Raw genomic sequence first — 14,774 nt, 5'->3', positions numbered from 1 at the left:
CAGTCGCCGCATGGAAACCATCGTGAAGGTCGACGGCGGCGAGGTCTGGGCGGACGACACGGGCGGGGACGGGGTGCCCGTGGTGCTGCTGCACCCCGGGGTCGCGGACTCCCGGGCGTGGGACCGAGTCGCCCCGGCCCTCGCCGAGCGTCACCGGGTGATCCGGTACGACTCCCGCGGCTTCGGCCGGTCCGCGAGCCCCACCACCGAGTACTCCCTGGTCGCCGACCTGCGCGCGGTCCTGGACCACTTCGGCGTGCAGCGCGCGGTCCTGGTCGGCTCCAGCATGGGCGGCGCCACCGCGATCGGCCTCGCGCTGGACGAGCCCTCGCGCGTCGCCGCCCTCGCCCTGCTGGTCCCCGGGGTGACCGGGTATCCCGAGCTGGAGTCACCGGAACTGACCGCCCGGCTCGGTGAGTTGGCGTCGGCCGGGGACATGGACGGGCTGATCGCGCTCTCCCTGACGGTCTGGGGAGCGGCGGGCACACCGCCCGACACCGAGGCCGTCGACCTGCTGCGCACGGCGATCCCGGCCTGGCCCGCCATGTACCGTCACCGGACGGAGGACCCGCCCGCCTTCCCGCGCCTGTCCGAACTGTCCGTCCCCTGCACGCTGTTGCTGGGCGAGCGGGACCTGCCTCGCGTGGTCCGCTGCAACGAGGCGATGGCCGCCGCCATCCCCGGCTGCCGACTCGTCCGCCTCCCGGACTGCGACCACTTCCCGACTCTGCGGGCACCGGGGACCGTCGTGGACCTGGTGGCAGAGCTGTGCGCCGGCATCACGGAAGCCGTGTGAGCCGGTAGGCCTCCCGCCGGGACCGGGCTGCGCGTTCCTCCCAGTGGTCGGCCCAGATCCGGTCGGCGTGGTCAGAAACTGGGCGGCGTCGAACTCGTAGCCGGAGAACCACCAGATGAGCCGGACGGCGCCCCGTCCAGATCCACCCGCACCGTCAGCTGCCCGACCCCGATCACCCGCACCGCGGCGCTGTTGAGCCGGGGCAGGGCGCGCAGTCGGGCGGTGGTGTCGTCGTCCGGGAGGAGGTGGGCCGTACCCGTGTGCCACCGGCCGCGGATGCGTACCCGCACTCGCGGATCGGCCTTGATGTTGCGCACGTACTGGGACCGCTCCCCGAACTCCGACACGAGCCAGAAGGAGTCCTCGACCCGGCGTCCGCCGACCGGAGTGCGGCGGGGCAGGCCGGAGGTGCGGCCGGTGGTTTCCAGGAGGGTCTGGAGCGGCAGTCGCCGCATCACGGTGTTGAGCACCCGCTGGAAGGCGGCGACGGTGCGGTACTTGGTCTCTGCGGGGCGGGACATGGTGTGTGGGTCTCCTGTCTCCTGTGTCTCATGGCGGTGCCGATGCTCTTCAATGTCTCGCACAGGGGGATCGAATGACCGGCCGAACCTCGAACGGTTCCTCGATGAGAGACGGTGGCCCCATGCGGGTCGTGACCTGGAATCTGTGGTGGCGCTTCGGGCCCTGGGAGGTCCGGCAGAAGGCGATCCTCGCCGCGCTGCGCGAACTGCGCCCCGACGTCGTCGGCCTGCAGGAAGTGTGGGCCGCCGGTGGCGAGAACCAGGCCGAGTGGCTGGCAGGCGAACTCGGCATGCACTGGGCCTGGGCCCCCTCGCCCGCCCCCGAGCGCTGGCGCCGGCGGATCGGCGACCCCACGGTCGACATCGGCAACGCCGTACTGAGCCGCTGGCCGGTCACCGACCGGCGCACCCTGCGCCTGCCCGCCCCCTCCGACGTCGACGACGGCCGCCTCGCCCTGTTCACCCGCCTGACCACCCCCTCCTACGACATCCCCTTCTTCACCACCCACCTCACCTCCGCCCTGCACGCCTCGGCCGTACGCTGCCACCAGGTCACCGCGCTGGCCGAGTTCGTAGCCGAGAACCGGGGTGAACCCCCCTTCCCGACGATCGTCACCGGTGACTTCAACGCCTGGCCCGACTCCGACGAGATCCGCCTCTTCGGCGGCTACCGGACCGCGCCGGTCGTACCCGGCCAGGTCTTCTTCGACGCCTGGCAGTACGCCGACCCGGCCGCCCCCTCCGCCACCTGGGACCGCGAGAACCCGTACGTCGCGGCGGGCCGGGAGCCGAGCGTGCGCATCGACTACATACACGTGGCGCCGCCCGGGGCGGGTGGACTGGGGCATGTGCGGGGTGTGCGGCGGGCCGGGGACGGGGCGGTCGACGGGGTATGGCCCTCGGACCACGCTGCCGTGGTCGCGGACCTGGAGGGGCAGGCCGACGCCCTGACCGGGTCAGGTGTGCGGTGACTTCAGCGCGGTGAGGAGGGCGTCGAAGGTGATGGGGCTGGTGGCTGTGATTGCCCATCCGCTCCTGGCACGGGGTCCTACGATCTCAGCGATGGCCAGTCGTACGTCACGTCGAAGGGGGCTCACGTGGCTGAGCTTGTCCGGCAGCAACACGTCGATGCGCACGTGGGCAACCACGGTTTCGGCTTTCAGGAGTCCGACGACGGCGATCTGCCGGTCCCGTTCCCGGATGACTTCGAGCAGGGAGGCTTCCTCCACGCGTTCCCAGGACGGCTCGACATCTACAGTGCCGGCCACACCCACACCGCTTCGGTCGCCGTGGAGGTGTGGGACGGGCAGCCTCCCGCCCAAGACCCGGCGCAATGGGATGAGCAGGCAGAAGCCGCTTTCGAATCGATCAGCGGCGAGGTGGCTGTGTGGTCAATGGACCTGGGCCGCGCTGACGACGTGATCACGCTTGCCGACTCGGGCGGTTCGTGGCGGGTACGGGTGAGCTGTACTGGCCGGGATGAGGCCGCGGCCCTGTCGGAGGGGGAGGGCACGGGGCACGGTGTGGAGAAGTACCTCGTGCAGTTCTGGCCAGCCAACCTCTGAACAGGACATCAGGGGGCGGTCCACAGGCGGACGGCCCCCGCTTGGTCCACCGGTCAGGACACGATCTTCACGATGAAGCCGTCATCCATGCCGTCGATGATGCGGTTGTTGCTGTAGAAGCTGCGCAGGATGTTGCCGGCTGCGCCATTGTCCGCCTTCGCGATCGGCTTCACCGGTTGGTTCCCGGCCGACCCATGTGCAGCCGCGCCGCCCAGTCCTGAGTCTACGAACGCCCCAGGAAAACCGGGTTCGTGAACGCCGCCAACGCCCCCGGCAACGGTCCCACCGCCGTCTCGTGCCGCAACTCCGCTCGCACATAGGCCGCGTACGACGGCGTCGTGCGCCACTCCACGACACCCGACCCCGACACCGGCAGCGGCGGGCTCGTGAACAGCACGCCCTGGTCGGTCACGAAGCGGACCGTGCAGCGTGGGGCGCCGGTCGCCTCCAGGCGTACGGTCACCGGCGAGTTCCGGCCGACCTTCAACCGCTCGCCGATGCCGGCGTGTTCGCCCTTCGGGCCGAAGGCGCCGAAGGTCAGTGAGACGTTCTTCGACTCGGCGACGTACGACCGCCCCGCCTTGATCCCTTCCTGGATCGCCTCCCGCGTCAGGTCGTCCGCCAGGACCACCGTCTGCGGGCTGCCGACCGGGTCGGGGTCACGGTGGGCGTCGCTGTTGCCCATCGCCGGGATCCAGTCACGGCCCTCCCGCACCGACGCCACCAGCATGCTGTCCCAGTCCGCCAGAGCCACTTCGTCGTCCGGCGTGTAGGGCCCGTTCCACACCTCGACCGCGTCCGCCTCGCCGAAGCCGAACTTCCAGTTGCAGCCGACGCAGGTGGCGTGCGGGTGGGCGGGGACGACGAGGCCGCCGGACTTGCGGATCTGGCGGGCGAAACGGCCGAAGCGGTTGTCCCGGGCGCGGTAGCGCCAGTCGACGAAGGTGCCGGGGTCGGTGCCGAGCGCCACCACGTGGCCGTTGCGGGTCGTGACCTCCTCGCCCAGCATGATCAGGAGGTCGTCGCCCGCCTCGGACGCCCAGTGCGCGTGCGCCGAGTGCGTGTTGTGCTCCGAGCTGTTGATGAAGTCCAGGCCCGCGGCACGGGCGAGCGCCGCGATCTCCGCGGGCGTACGGCGGCCGTCGGAGTACCAGGAGTGCAGGTGGCAGTCCCCCCGGTACCAGGCCCGCCCCCGGCCCTTCGCCCGGTCCGGCGGGTACGTCGGCTCGACGACCGCGCCGGGCTCGCCGTAGGTGAGCGTGATGGTGAGCTCGTACGGCAGCCCCTGCGGCGCCACCGTGTAGGGGCCGAGGGCGATGGACCAGGTGCCCTCCCGGACCGGGCCCGGCAGGTAACCCGGCGTCGCATCGTCCGCCCGGATGAAGAACTCCGTGCGCGCCCCGCCCGACCAGCCCCGGAAGCCGCGGCCGCCGAGCTCCGTGCCGCGCCAGTCGAAGATGCCGATGTCGAGGGCGTTGCCGGGGGTGCCGGCCGGGACGGACGGTTTCTCGTAGGTGTAGGAGACCTTGATCTCCCGTACCCCGGACGGCACTTCGACCGGCACGTACACGAAGTCGGGGGACCCGGGCGGCAGGGTGCCCCGCACGGTTCGGGTCTCCGCGTCCTGGGTGTCGTCGGCGCCTGAAGCGAAGGTCACGCTTCCCAACGTAAGCGCGGTGGCGGCGCCCGTCACGAACAGTGCGCGTCTTGCCAAGCCGGCGTGGCGGGCGTGGCCCGCGTGATCGTCCTCGCACATGCTGCTGCTCCCCAGGTCGTCGTGAGTGACAGGGCGTGGGTGGTGCAGTGGTGGTGCGTGCAACTCTCGTATTCAGCCGTGAACTCCCGTGCAAGGGAAGGGAATCGGCAGCCAATCGGCAGCTGACCGGCAGCAGGCGTGAAGGCTGTGCCGACCGGTCGGTATCGACATCCGGGCAGTCGCGCGGTACAGATGCCCTCATGCGCATCTCCGTCACGATCTTCCTCACCGACGAGACCATCACCCCGATCCGGCTCGCCCGTGAGCTGGAGCAGCGCGGGTTCGCCGGGCTGTACCTGCCCGAGCACACCCACATCCCCGTCGAGCGGACCACCCCGTACCCGGCCGGCGGCGACCTGCCGCCCGAGTACGGCCGTACCCTCGACCCCTTCGTCGCCCTCGGGCAGGCCGCGGCCGTCACCGAACGGCTCGGCCTCGGCACCGGCATCACCCTGGTCGCCCAGCACGACCCGATCGACCTCGCCAAACAGATCGCGACCGTGGACCACCTCTCCGGCGGGCGGTTCACCCTCGGCCTCGGCTTCGGCTGGAACGTGGAGGAAGCCGCCGATCACGGCGTCGAGTGGGCCACGCGCCGCGAACTCGTCCGGGACCGGATGGCTCTGATGCGGGCGCTGTGGGCGGACGAACCCGTAGCGTATGAGGGGGAGTTCGGTGCGGTACGTGCCAGTTTCGCCTACCCCAAACCCGTACAGAAGCCGCGCGCGCCGAAGGTCGTCGGGCCTCGCACCCTCATCGGCGGAGCCGCCGGGCCGAAGCTGTTCGCGCACATCAGCGAGTACGCCGACGGGTGGCTGCCGATCGGTGGGCGCGGATTGTCCGAAACTCTTCCCCGGCTGCGGGCTGTCTGGGCCGACGCCGGGCGCGACCCGAACGCCCTCCAGGTCGTGCCGTACGCCGTCTATCCCAGCCCCGGCAAGCTTGCGCACTATGCGGAGCTGGGGATCGAGGAGGTCGTGGTGCAGTTGCCCCCGGCGGGGGAGGGGGAGGTTTTGCGGGTGTTGGACGAGTTTGCCCAGTACGTGTGAGTTGGTCCAGCGCCCCTTTGGAACGCGTGAATTCGGGCCGCGTTTATTTGTACTGATCACCTCGCTCGTATGCTCGAAGGATGACGACTTCCGCGACCTCCGGAACCGGCTCGACACCTGGCTCGACACCTGGCCCGACCGAGAACTCCATGCGTCGCGCCCTCAAACGCGCCCGTGACGGCGTCGCCCTCGACGTCTCCGAGGCGGCCGTACTGCTCCAGGCCCGCGGCGAGGCGCTCGACGACCTCGTCGCGTCCGCCGGCCGGGTACGGGACGCGGGCCTGGAGGCGGCAGGCCGGCCCGGCGTCATCACGTACTCGAAGAGCGTCTTCATCCCCCTGACCCGGCTGTGCCGGGACAAGTGCCACTACTGCACCTTCGTCACCGTCCCCGGCAAGCTGCGCCGCGCCGGGCACGGGATGTTCATGTCGCCGGACGAGGTCCTCGACATCGCCCGCAAGGGCGCGGCCCTCGGCTGCAAGGAAGCCCTCATCACCCTCGGCGACAAGCCCGAGGACCGCTGGCCGGAGGCCCGCGAGTGGCTCGACGCGCACGGGTACGACGACACCATCGCCTACGTCCGCGCCATCTCCATCCGCATCCTGGAGGAGACGGGACTCCTCCCGCACCTCAACCCGGGCGTCATGACGTGGACCGACTTCCAGCGCCTGAAGCCCGTCGCCCCGTCGATGGGCATGATGCTGGAGACGACCGCCACCCGCCTGTGGTCCGAGCCCGGCGGCCCGCACCACGGCTCCCCGGACAAGGAGCCCGCCGTACGGCTGCGGGTACTGGAGGACGCGGGGCGTTCCTCCGTCCCCTTCACCTCCGGGATCCTGATCGGCATCGGTGAGACGTACGAGGAGAGGGCCGAGTCCCTCTTCGCGCTCCGGAAGATCTCCCGGGCCTACCACGGCATCCAGGAACTGATCATCCAGAACTTCCGCGCCAAGCCGGACACCGCGATGCGCGGCATGCCGGACGCGGAACTGGACGAGCTGGTCGCCACGGTGGCCGTCGCCCGGCACATCATGGGCCCCGCCGCCTGCCTCCAGGCCCCGCCCAACCTGGTCGACTCCGAGTACGAGCGGCTGATCCGGGCCGGCATCGACGACTGGGGCGGGGTCTCCCCGCTGACCATCGACCACGTCAACCCCGAGCGCCCCTGGCCGCAGATCGAGGAGCTGGCCGAGCGGTCGGCCGCCGTCGGCTTCGAGATGCGCGAACGGCTGTGCGTCTACCCCGAGTTCGTCCAGCGCGGCGAGCCCTGGATGGACCCGCGGCTGCTCCCGCACGTACGGGCGCTCGCCGACCCCGAGACGGGACTGGCACGTCCGGACGCGGTGGTCGAGGGGCACCCGTGGCAGGAGCCCGAGGAGGCCTTCGTCGCCTCCGGGCGTACGGATCTGCACTCCACCATCGACACCGAGGGCCGTACGTCCGACCGGCGCGACGACTTCGACGAGGTGTACGGCGACTGGGGCGCCCTGCGCGAGGCCGCCGCGCCCGGCATGGCACCGGAACGCATCGACACGGACGTCCGCCAGGCGCTGCGGGTCGCCGCCGACGACCCGACCCGGCTCACCGACGAGGACGCCCTGGCGCTGCTGCACGCGGACGGCCCGGCGCTCGACGCGCTCACCCGTATCGCCGACGACGTCCGCAAGTCGGCGGTCGGCGACGACGTGACGTACATCGTCACGCGGAACATCAACTTCACCAACGTCTGCTACACCGGCTGCCGCTTCTGTGCCTTCGCGCAGAGGCGGACGGACGCCGACGCCTACACCCTGTCCCTGGACCAGGTCGCCGACCGCGCCCAACAGGCCTGGGACGTGGGGGCGGTGGAGGTCTGCATGCAGGGCGGCATCCACCCGGACCTGCCGGGCACGGCGTACTTCGACATCGCACGAGCCGTGAAATCCCGCGTCCCCGGCATGCATGTGCACGCCTTCTCGCCGATGGAGGTCGTGAACGGCGCCACCCGCACCGGCATGTCCATCCGCGAGTGGCTCACGGCGGCGAAGGAGGCGGGCCTGGACTCCATCCCCGGTACCGCCGCCGAGATCCTCGACGACGAGGTCCGCTGGGTCCTGACCAAGGGCAAGCTCCCGACGGCGACGTGGATCGAGGTGGTGACGACCGCGCACGAGCTCGGCATCCGGTCGTCGTCGACGATGATGTACGGCCATGTCGACCAGCCCCGCCACTGGCTCGGCCACCTGCGCACGCTGTCCGGGATCCAGCAACGGACGGGCGGTTTCACGGAGTTCGTGACGCTGCCGTTCATCCACACCAACGCGCCGGTGTACCTGGCGGGCATCGCGCGGCCTGGCCCGACGATCCGCGACAACAGGGCGGTGACGGCGATGGCACGTCTCCTCCTGCACCCGCACATCCCCAACATCCAGACCAGCTGGGTCAAACTGGGCACGGAGGGCGCGGCGGAGATGCTCCGCTCCGGCGCCAATGACCTCGGCGGCACCCTGATGGAGGAGACGATCTCGCGGATGGCGGGTTCGTCGTACGGCTCGTACAAGTCGGTACGCGACCTGGTGGCCGTCGCCGAGGTGGCCGGCCGTCCGGCGAAGCCCCGGACGACGCTGTACGGCGAGGTGCCACAGGAGCGGCAGCGGGCGGCGGAGGCCTCGGACGGGCATCTGCCGGAGCTGTTGCCGGTGCTGGACTGAGAAGGACCCCGCCGCGGGGGTCGGTACGATGATCCGACCCCCGCCGGAGGGGTTCCGTAGCTGAGGAGATGCGTGCCCGTGCCTGCTCCCAAGGTCTGGGTGACCGGTCTGACGGTGGGCGCGATAGCCGCCGTCACCGTTCTCGCCGTGCAGGCCGACAAGGGGCCGCACCCGACAGCGACGGCGGCCCGCCCGAGCGCGTCTGCGTCGGCGGGGGCGAGCCCCGCCCCGTCGAAGTCCACCGCACCCGCCGCCGTGCCGGAGGGCTCGGGCACGGGACGCCGGGTCGTGTACTCCCTCGGCCAGAAGCGGGTCTGGCTGGTCGACGCGAGCGACGCGGCCCGCCGTACCTTCACCGTCTGGCCGGGCACGGTGAGCCCGGACCCCGGCACCTACACGGTGTCGTCGCGCAACATGGCCACCACGGGCTCGGACGGCGTGCAGATCGAGAACATCATCTACTTCGCCGCGAAGTCCGGTGTCTCCATCGCCTTCTCCAACGCCGTGGACGGTTCCTCGCCCCCGCCCGCCGAGGGCAAGCAGACCGGCGGGGTCCGGATGCGCGCGGCCGACGGGGCGGCGCTGTGGACGTTCGGGGAGACGGGTACGACTGTGGTCGTGGTCGAGTAGGGGTCCGCTGCATCCTTCGATGTAGGGCAGGTTCGACTTCGCTCACGACGATTCGGGCCGTTGCCGCCGTGACGATGAATCCATGACGCACACGGACGCGCGCGCCCCGCAAGCACTGGATTCCTCGCCCACCGGACGGCGACTGCCCCTCCTCGACGTACTGCGCGGGGTGGCCATCCTGGGCACGCTCATGACGAACGTATGGATCTTCACCGGTCCGGGCGGGGAGTGGGGAGCCCTGGAGTCCGGTTCGAGCGAGCCGTCGTTCGGATCGCTCGCGGGAGCCGTCGAAGGAACCTTCAGTGTGCTGGCGAACGGCAAGTTCCTGTCGCTGCTGACGATCCTGTTCGGCGTCGGGCTGGCCATCCAGTACGGCTCGGCGGCGCGACGCGGACAGCCGTGGCCGGGGCGCTACCGGTGGCGGGCGCTGTTCCTGTTCGGCGAGGGCACGGTGCATTTCGTGCTGGTCTTCGCCTGGGACGTACTGATGGGATACGCGGTCACCGCACTCCTCGTCGCCTGGCTGCTGACCCGCTCGGAACGGGCCCAGCGACGGGTGATGTGGTGGGCGGCGGGGGTGCACCTGACGGTGATCGGCCTGCTGACGACGGCCCTGGTCCTGACCGGTGACGGCGAGGACGGCGGCACCGTCTCCCGCGAGGTCGTCGACCTGTACGCGCACGGCGACTACCTGGACCAGGTCACCTTCCGCCTGGAGAACGCGATGGCGCTCCGCATGGAGCCGGTGCTGACCTTCTTCCTCCTGATCTTCCTCTTCCTCCTCGGCGTACGGCTGTTCCGGGCGGGGGCGTTCGGCGCGGACGAGACGGCGCGGAGGCTGCGCTCCCGCCTCCTGCTGTGGGGCCTGGGCCTCGGACTGCCGCTCAACGTGGCGGCCACACTGGCCGGCCCGGACCTGTTCCTACTGGCCCGGTACGGCACCGCCCCGCTGCTGGCGCTCGGGTACATCGGGCTGATCGGCGCCGTGGTGGACCGAGTACGGCGCCCGGGCCCCCTGATGACGGGGCTCACCTCCGTCGGCCGAACCGCCCTGTCCGGCTACGTCCTCCAGAACGTGCTCTGCGTACTCGTCTCCTACGGCATCGGACTGGGCCTCGCCGAACGCCTCGGCGACACGGGCCCCTGGTGGGTCGTGGGCCTGTGGGCCACGGTCTGCGCGGTGCTGATGGTGGGCTCCACGCTGTGGCTGCGACGCTTCTCGGCAGGGCCCCTGGAGGCGGTCCAGAAATGGGCCCTGCGCCACTGAACCGATACGCGTCAGCCGGCGTCGGCCTGCCGTCCCTGCCCGAACGGCAGGTGGTTGACGATCAGTACGACCCCGCTGAACACAAACACTCGGGTCGCGGCGTCCAGCCCGTTCCAGTCGCCGGACTGCCACATCGAGAACCACTCACCACCGATGGCGATGAACCCGCCGCCGAACAGCAGCATCAGCATCAGCAGGCCGTAGGTGGAGAAGCGGCGGGCGCGCAGGTCGTCGCGGCGGAACCAGAGCCAGGTGCCGTATATCAGCACGAGGGCGGCGACGGTCTCCCAGACGATGATCGCGACGTACGCCGCGTCCTGAAGTCCCTTGCTGGTGATGGCTCTCCACATCAGGTCGTCGTCCTTGAACGTCGTATCCATCGCCAGGACGTGCCGCACGAACTGCTGGTTCGTGCCGAAGTCGGTGATGTTGCCGAAGGCGACGAGGGCGATGTAGAGCGCGACGGTCGCGGTGAGGAGGGTGGCGGCGAGATGGAGTGCGCTGCGTGGGGGTGTGGTTGGCATGGTGGTCATCTTTCCTGTGGGGGTGCTGTGTTCCGCATGCATTGAGCCAGAATGATGGCGCAGAGGGCCCGACCGAGAGGACGCACGGGTGGCGCAGTCGCAGCCGTCGATGCAGGAGCTGATCGCGCGGCGTCAGCGCGCGGGGTTCGCGGGACGCAGCGCAGAACGGGCTGCCTTCCGGGCGAACTTCGACGTTCTCCCGGAGGACGACAGGCATCGGTTCCTGTTCCACGTGCACGGGAACGCGGGGGTCGGGAAGACCTTCCTGATGCGCGAGCTGGAGCAAGTCGCCCGCGAGTGCGGCGCGTTGACCGCGTTCGTCGACGAGAACGCGGGAAGCGTGCCGGAGGCGTTGGCGGTGATCAGCCGCCAGTTCGCCGCGCAGGGGCGGCGTTTCAAGGATCTGGAACGGTTGCTGGCCGTGCACCGGGAGCGGCGGCACGAGGCGGAGGCGGCCGCGGTCGCAGCGCTCGAACCACGGCCGGAGACGCCTTCGACAGGCAGCATGGTGGTGGCAAGGGCGGGCCTGGTGGGACTGGGGATGGTACCGGTGGTGGGACCCTTCACCGGCGCACTGGATCCGGCCCCACTCGCCCAGGGAGCCGACCGGCTGCGGGCCCGCCTCAGCGCGCGCTTCCGCAGCCACGAGGACGTCGAGCTCGTGCTCTCGCCCGAGAGCGTGCTCACCCCGGTGCTGCTGAACGAGCTGTCCGACGCGGCATCCGCGGTGCCGTGGATCGCCCTGTTCTTCGATACCTACGAACGGACCGGGTCGTTTCTCGACGGCTGGCTGTGCGATGTGATGACCACCGACCGGTACGGCGCGCTGCCGGCCACGGTCGTCGTGGTGACGGCCGGTCAGCTGCCCTTCGACAACGGCCGGTGGCGCGGCTTCGGCGAGTTCATGAAGGACGTACCGCTCGGGCCGTTCACGGACGCGGACGTACGGGCGCTGCTCGCGACCCGGGGAGTGGTGGCCGAGCCGGTCGTCGACGAGGTGCTCCGCCTCACCGGCGGACTCCCGGTCCTCGTGTCGATGCTCGCCGAGGCCCGCCCCGCAGGCCCGGACGAGGTGGGAGACCCGAGCGCCACCGCCGTGGGTCTGTTCCTGGAGCGGGAACAGGATCCGGTACGGCGGGACATCGCCCTGGTGTGCGCGCTGCCCCGGAGGCTGGACGCGGACGTGTTCAGGGCCCTGGTCGACCGGCCGGAAGACGAACTGGATGCGCTGTACGAGTGGCTGCGGGGCATGCCGTTCGTCGGAGAGCGGGGTGATCGACTGCAGTACCACGACGTCGTACGGGCACCCATGCTGCGCTGGCAACGGAGCCGGTCGTCCGTGACGTGGGCGGAGCGGCACCGGTCGCTGGCGGCGGTGTTCCGGGAGCGGCGGACCGAGGCCGCAGCGGGCCGAGGCGCCGAGAAGGCGTGGGCCGACGAGGAGTGGCGCGAGCTGCGGCTGGCGGAGTCGTATCACCTGCTGTGTGCGGGGGAGCGGCGGGTGATGCCGGAGGTGATGCGGGACCTCGTCGACGCCTGCGATCAGGGTGAGTCCATCGCCGGGCGGTGGCTGCAGATGCTGGTGGACGCGGGGCGGGACGCGGCCGTGGAGGCCCTGGCCGGAAGGGCACGAGAACTGTCGCAGGCCCTGTCCGCCGGCGGAACGGCGGCTGTCCTCGGGGTGTTGCTGCGGGAGGCGGGGTTCGACGGGGTGGCCGGTGTGGGCGTCCCTGGTGCGGGGGCGTCCGGCGTGGGTGGCGCGGCGGCGTCCGGCGTGGGTCGGGGCACAGCCGCGGGCGGCAGGGGCGGCGTGGGCGGCATGGGGGCGCCGGGCCGGGGCCGTGGCACAGCAGCCCGGCCCGGTACGCCCCGTGGGCCCCTACCGCCGGGCCTGGGCCGCGGGGCAGGGGGGCGATCACGTGGCGGTGTGGTGGGCGGCGGACGCCGGGGCGTGCCGACCGGGGAAGACTGGAGCGCCGTGCTGCCCCGCGCCGCGGCGGCCCGTGCCTACCGCGTCCGGGCCATGACCCACGACCTCGCCGGCAACCTCCGAGCGGCCGTCGCCGACCTCGACCGGGCCCTGTGGCTGGCCCCACAGGACGCCCGCAGCCTCACCCTGCGCGGCGAGTACCACCGGGCCCTCGAGCACTACGACAGAGCGCTCAACGACCTGGACCGGGCAATCCGGCTCAACCCCACCGACGACTTCGCCTGGGCCTCCCGCGGCGCCACCCGCCTCAGCCGCCACGAACTCGACGAGGCGCTCGCCGACCTCGACCGGGCGGTGGAGCTCAAGCCGGACTACCCCTGGGCCCTGGTCCGCCGGGCCCGCGTACACCGCGCCCTCGGCAACCCCGACCGCCAACTGGCCGACCTCGACAGGGCGGTGGCCGTGGACCCCGACTGGGCCTGGGTCCGCTGCGAACGCGGTGACGCCCTGCGCGCCGCCGGCCGCGACGAGGATGCCCTCGCCGACTACGACCACGCGCTCGCCCTGGAGCCCGACTACCACTCCGCCCGAGCGAGCCGAGGCGCCTCACTGTCCAACCTCGGCCGCCACGCGGAGGCTCTCGCCGACCTGGACCGGGTTGTGGAGCGGAGGCCGTCGTATGCCTGGGCCCTGCGTCAGCGGGCGGCCGTCCATCGCCACCTCGGCGACGACGCCGGGGCCGCCGCGGACGAGGAGATTGCCCAGGCTTACGAGTAGATGCGACTGATCTCGATGGCGAGGGCGCCGAGCGCTTCCTTCTTCAAGGGCGTGGGCGGCACCCCATCCCACCCTCCGGAGCTGCCGACGTGACCGAACTTTCCGCCGCACACGACGCCGCTGTCACCGACCGGGTCCGCCTCGCCGGGAGCGCCTACAGCAGCGACCGGGACCTGGCTGCCCGCCAGTCGCTCTACCAGTGGCAGACGCCTCGTTACGACCTGCCCGGCATCGTCGCGGAGCAGCTGGGGGGTGTGCGCGGACGAGGGCGTGTGGTCGATGTCGGCTGCGGCAATGGCAAGTTCATCCAGCGGCTTCGCCAGGACCGACCCGATCTGGACCTGCTCGGCCTGGACATCGCACCCGGCATCCTCGCAAGTGTCTCCGCCCCGGTCGCGGTGGCGGACGTCACCCGTCTGCCGCTGGCCACGGGGAGCATCGACGCCGCCCTGGCGCTGCACATGCTCTACCACGTCCCCGACATCCCCCAGGCGGTCAAGGAACTGTCGCGCGTCGTCTCCCATGACGGGCTGGTGATCGCCTCCACCAACAGCGAACGGGACAAGGCCGAACTCGGCGACCTGTGGCAGCGGGCAGCGGGCGATGTCCTCGGCACCGGACGGGGCCCGGCCCGCATCTCGCTCAGCGCCCGTTTCACCCTGGAGAAGGCCCCGTCATTCCTGAGGGAGGAGTTCGGCCGGCTGGAGACGATCGGACTGCCCGGCATCGTCACGGTCCACGATCCCGAGCCGGTCATCGCGCACATGGCGTCCTACCGGGCCTGGGCGGACCAACACGATGTGCCCTTCGACGCCACGATCGAGCGGGCCCGCACGATCCTCGTCGATCACATCGCTCAACACGGGGCCTTCGAGGTCACATGCCTGGGCGGCATCCTGGTCTGCCGCCGCTGAGGGCCGACTCGGACAGCTCCACACCGACCGCACCCTCCGCATCGAGGTCACCGACGCCCGGGGCGACCGGATCCCGCAGGTCCGGGACGCGGTGGGCGCCGACGCGGAGTCGGGACGGGGCCTGCTGATCGTGGCGGCGTACGCGGACCGTTGGGGCGTCGACGAGGCTCCCGCCAACTGCAAGACGGTGTGGGCCGAACTGGCGCCGGATCGCGGGGAGTCGTGACCCGGCAGTTCCCGGCGCCAAAAACCAAAGAACCGGGAAAAGAACCAACCCGCCCCCACCGCCCCCGTCGATCACCCGCAGGGGTGAACATCGCCAACTCGGCTGGCGCGCAAGGGTTTCGGTGGTGCA

At 71.2% G+C, this 14,774-nt stretch carries 13 protein-coding genes; 10 read left to right on the top strand and 3 right to left on the bottom strand.

What is annotated here, in order from left to right; genetic code table 11:
* Positions 1–10: 10 nt before the first annotated feature.
* On the top strand, positions 11–796 hold the full coding sequence (locus EHO50_RS20165; RefSeq protein WP_128431669.1) for an alpha/beta fold hydrolase: 786 nt from the start codon (positions 11–13) through the stop codon (positions 794–796).
* Positions 797–867: 71 nt separating this feature from the next.
* Here EHO50_RS20165 and EHO50_RS20160 read toward each other — a convergent pair whose 3' ends face one another.
* A complete protein-coding gene (locus tag EHO50_RS20160) occupies positions 868–1,317 on the bottom strand; it encodes a nitroreductase/quinone reductase family protein (RefSeq protein WP_128431666.1) in 450 nt (149 codons plus the stop codon).
* Between the two features lie 122 nt (positions 1,318–1,439).
* On the opposite strand from EHO50_RS20160, the gene EHO50_RS20155 reads away from it, so the two are divergent.
* Positions 1,440–2,288: an endonuclease/exonuclease/phosphatase family protein gene (locus EHO50_RS20155; RefSeq protein WP_128431663.1), complete on the top strand. Its 849-nt coding sequence runs from the start codon at positions 1,440–1,442 to the stop codon at positions 2,286–2,288.
* A gap of 126 nt (positions 2,289–2,414) precedes the next feature.
* Positions 2,415–2,882, top strand: a complete 468-nt coding sequence (locus EHO50_RS20150; RefSeq protein ID WP_128431660.1) for a hypothetical protein — start codon at positions 2,415–2,417, stop codon at positions 2,880–2,882.
* A 223-nt stretch (positions 2,883–3,105) separates the two neighbouring features.
* On the opposite strand, the gene EHO50_RS20145 is transcribed toward EHO50_RS20150, so the two are convergent.
* On the bottom strand, positions 3,106–4,638 hold the full coding sequence (locus tag EHO50_RS20145) for a CehA/McbA family metallohydrolase (protein ID WP_128431657.1): 1,533 nt from the start codon (positions 4,636–4,638) through the stop codon (positions 3,106–3,108).
* A 200-nt stretch (positions 4,639–4,838) separates the two neighbouring features.
* On the opposite strand from EHO50_RS20145, the gene EHO50_RS20140 reads away from it, so the two are divergent.
* The 4 genes from EHO50_RS20140 (at position 4,839) to EHO50_RS20125 (ending at position 10,274) form a co-directional block, all read left to right on the top strand.
* Entirely contained in the window at positions 4,839–5,687 is an 849-nt protein-coding gene (locus tag EHO50_RS20140; protein WP_128431655.1) for an LLM class F420-dependent oxidoreductase, read from the top strand.
* An 80-nt stretch (positions 5,688–5,767) separates the two neighbouring features.
* Positions 5,768–8,377, top strand: a complete 2,610-nt coding sequence (locus EHO50_RS20135; RefSeq protein ID WP_128431652.1) for a bifunctional FO biosynthesis protein CofGH — start codon at positions 5,768–5,770, stop codon at positions 8,375–8,377.
* Between the two features lie 78 nt (positions 8,378–8,455).
* Positions 8,456–9,007 (top strand): hypothetical protein, encoded by a 552-nt coding sequence (locus EHO50_RS20130; protein ID WP_128431649.1) that lies wholly within the window; start codon positions 8,456–8,458, stop codon positions 9,005–9,007.
* Positions 9,008–9,089: 82 nt separating this feature from the next.
* Positions 9,090–10,274, top strand: coding sequence for a DUF418 domain-containing protein (locus EHO50_RS20125; RefSeq protein ID WP_128431646.1), 1,185 nt, complete (start codon positions 9,090–9,092; stop codon positions 10,272–10,274).
* Positions 10,275–10,285: 11 nt separating this feature from the next.
* Here the strand turns inward: EHO50_RS20125 and EHO50_RS20120 are convergent, their stop codons facing one another.
* The gene (locus tag EHO50_RS20120; RefSeq protein ID WP_128431643.1) at positions 10,286–10,798 is read right to left on the bottom strand and encodes a DUF2165 domain-containing protein; all 513 of its coding nucleotides are present in this window, start codon (positions 10,796–10,798) and stop codon (positions 10,286–10,288) included.
* 88 nt (positions 10,799–10,886) lie between these two features.
* On the opposite strand from EHO50_RS20120, the gene EHO50_RS20115 reads away from it, so the two are divergent.
* The 3 genes from EHO50_RS20115 to EHO50_RS46055 all read left to right on the top strand — a co-directional run bounded on the left by EHO50_RS20115 (position 10,887) and on the right by EHO50_RS46055 (position 14,645).
* Positions 10,887–13,505, top strand: a complete 2,619-nt coding sequence (locus EHO50_RS20115; RefSeq protein ID WP_246101257.1) for a tetratricopeptide repeat protein — start codon at positions 10,887–10,889, stop codon at positions 13,503–13,505.
* An 89-nt stretch (positions 13,506–13,594) separates the two neighbouring features.
* Positions 13,595–14,419 (top strand): class I SAM-dependent methyltransferase, encoded by an 825-nt coding sequence (locus tag EHO50_RS20110; protein WP_128431640.1) that lies wholly within the window; start codon positions 13,595–13,597, stop codon positions 14,417–14,419.
* On the top strand, positions 14,304–14,645 hold the full coding sequence (locus tag EHO50_RS46055; protein ID WP_425472228.1) for an ATP-binding protein: 342 nt from the start codon (positions 14,304–14,306) through the stop codon (positions 14,643–14,645). Before EHO50_RS20110 ends, EHO50_RS46055 begins: the two co-directional genes overlap by 116 nt.
* Positions 14,646–14,774: the final 129 nt, after the last annotated feature.

The sequence above is a fragment of the Streptomyces cyaneus genome (assembly GCF_004028635.1).
Classification (GTDB): Bacteria; Actinomycetota; Actinomycetes; order Streptomycetales; family Streptomycetaceae; genus Streptomyces; species Streptomyces cyaneus.
This window is presented reverse-complemented; position numbering and strand designations above follow the sequence as displayed.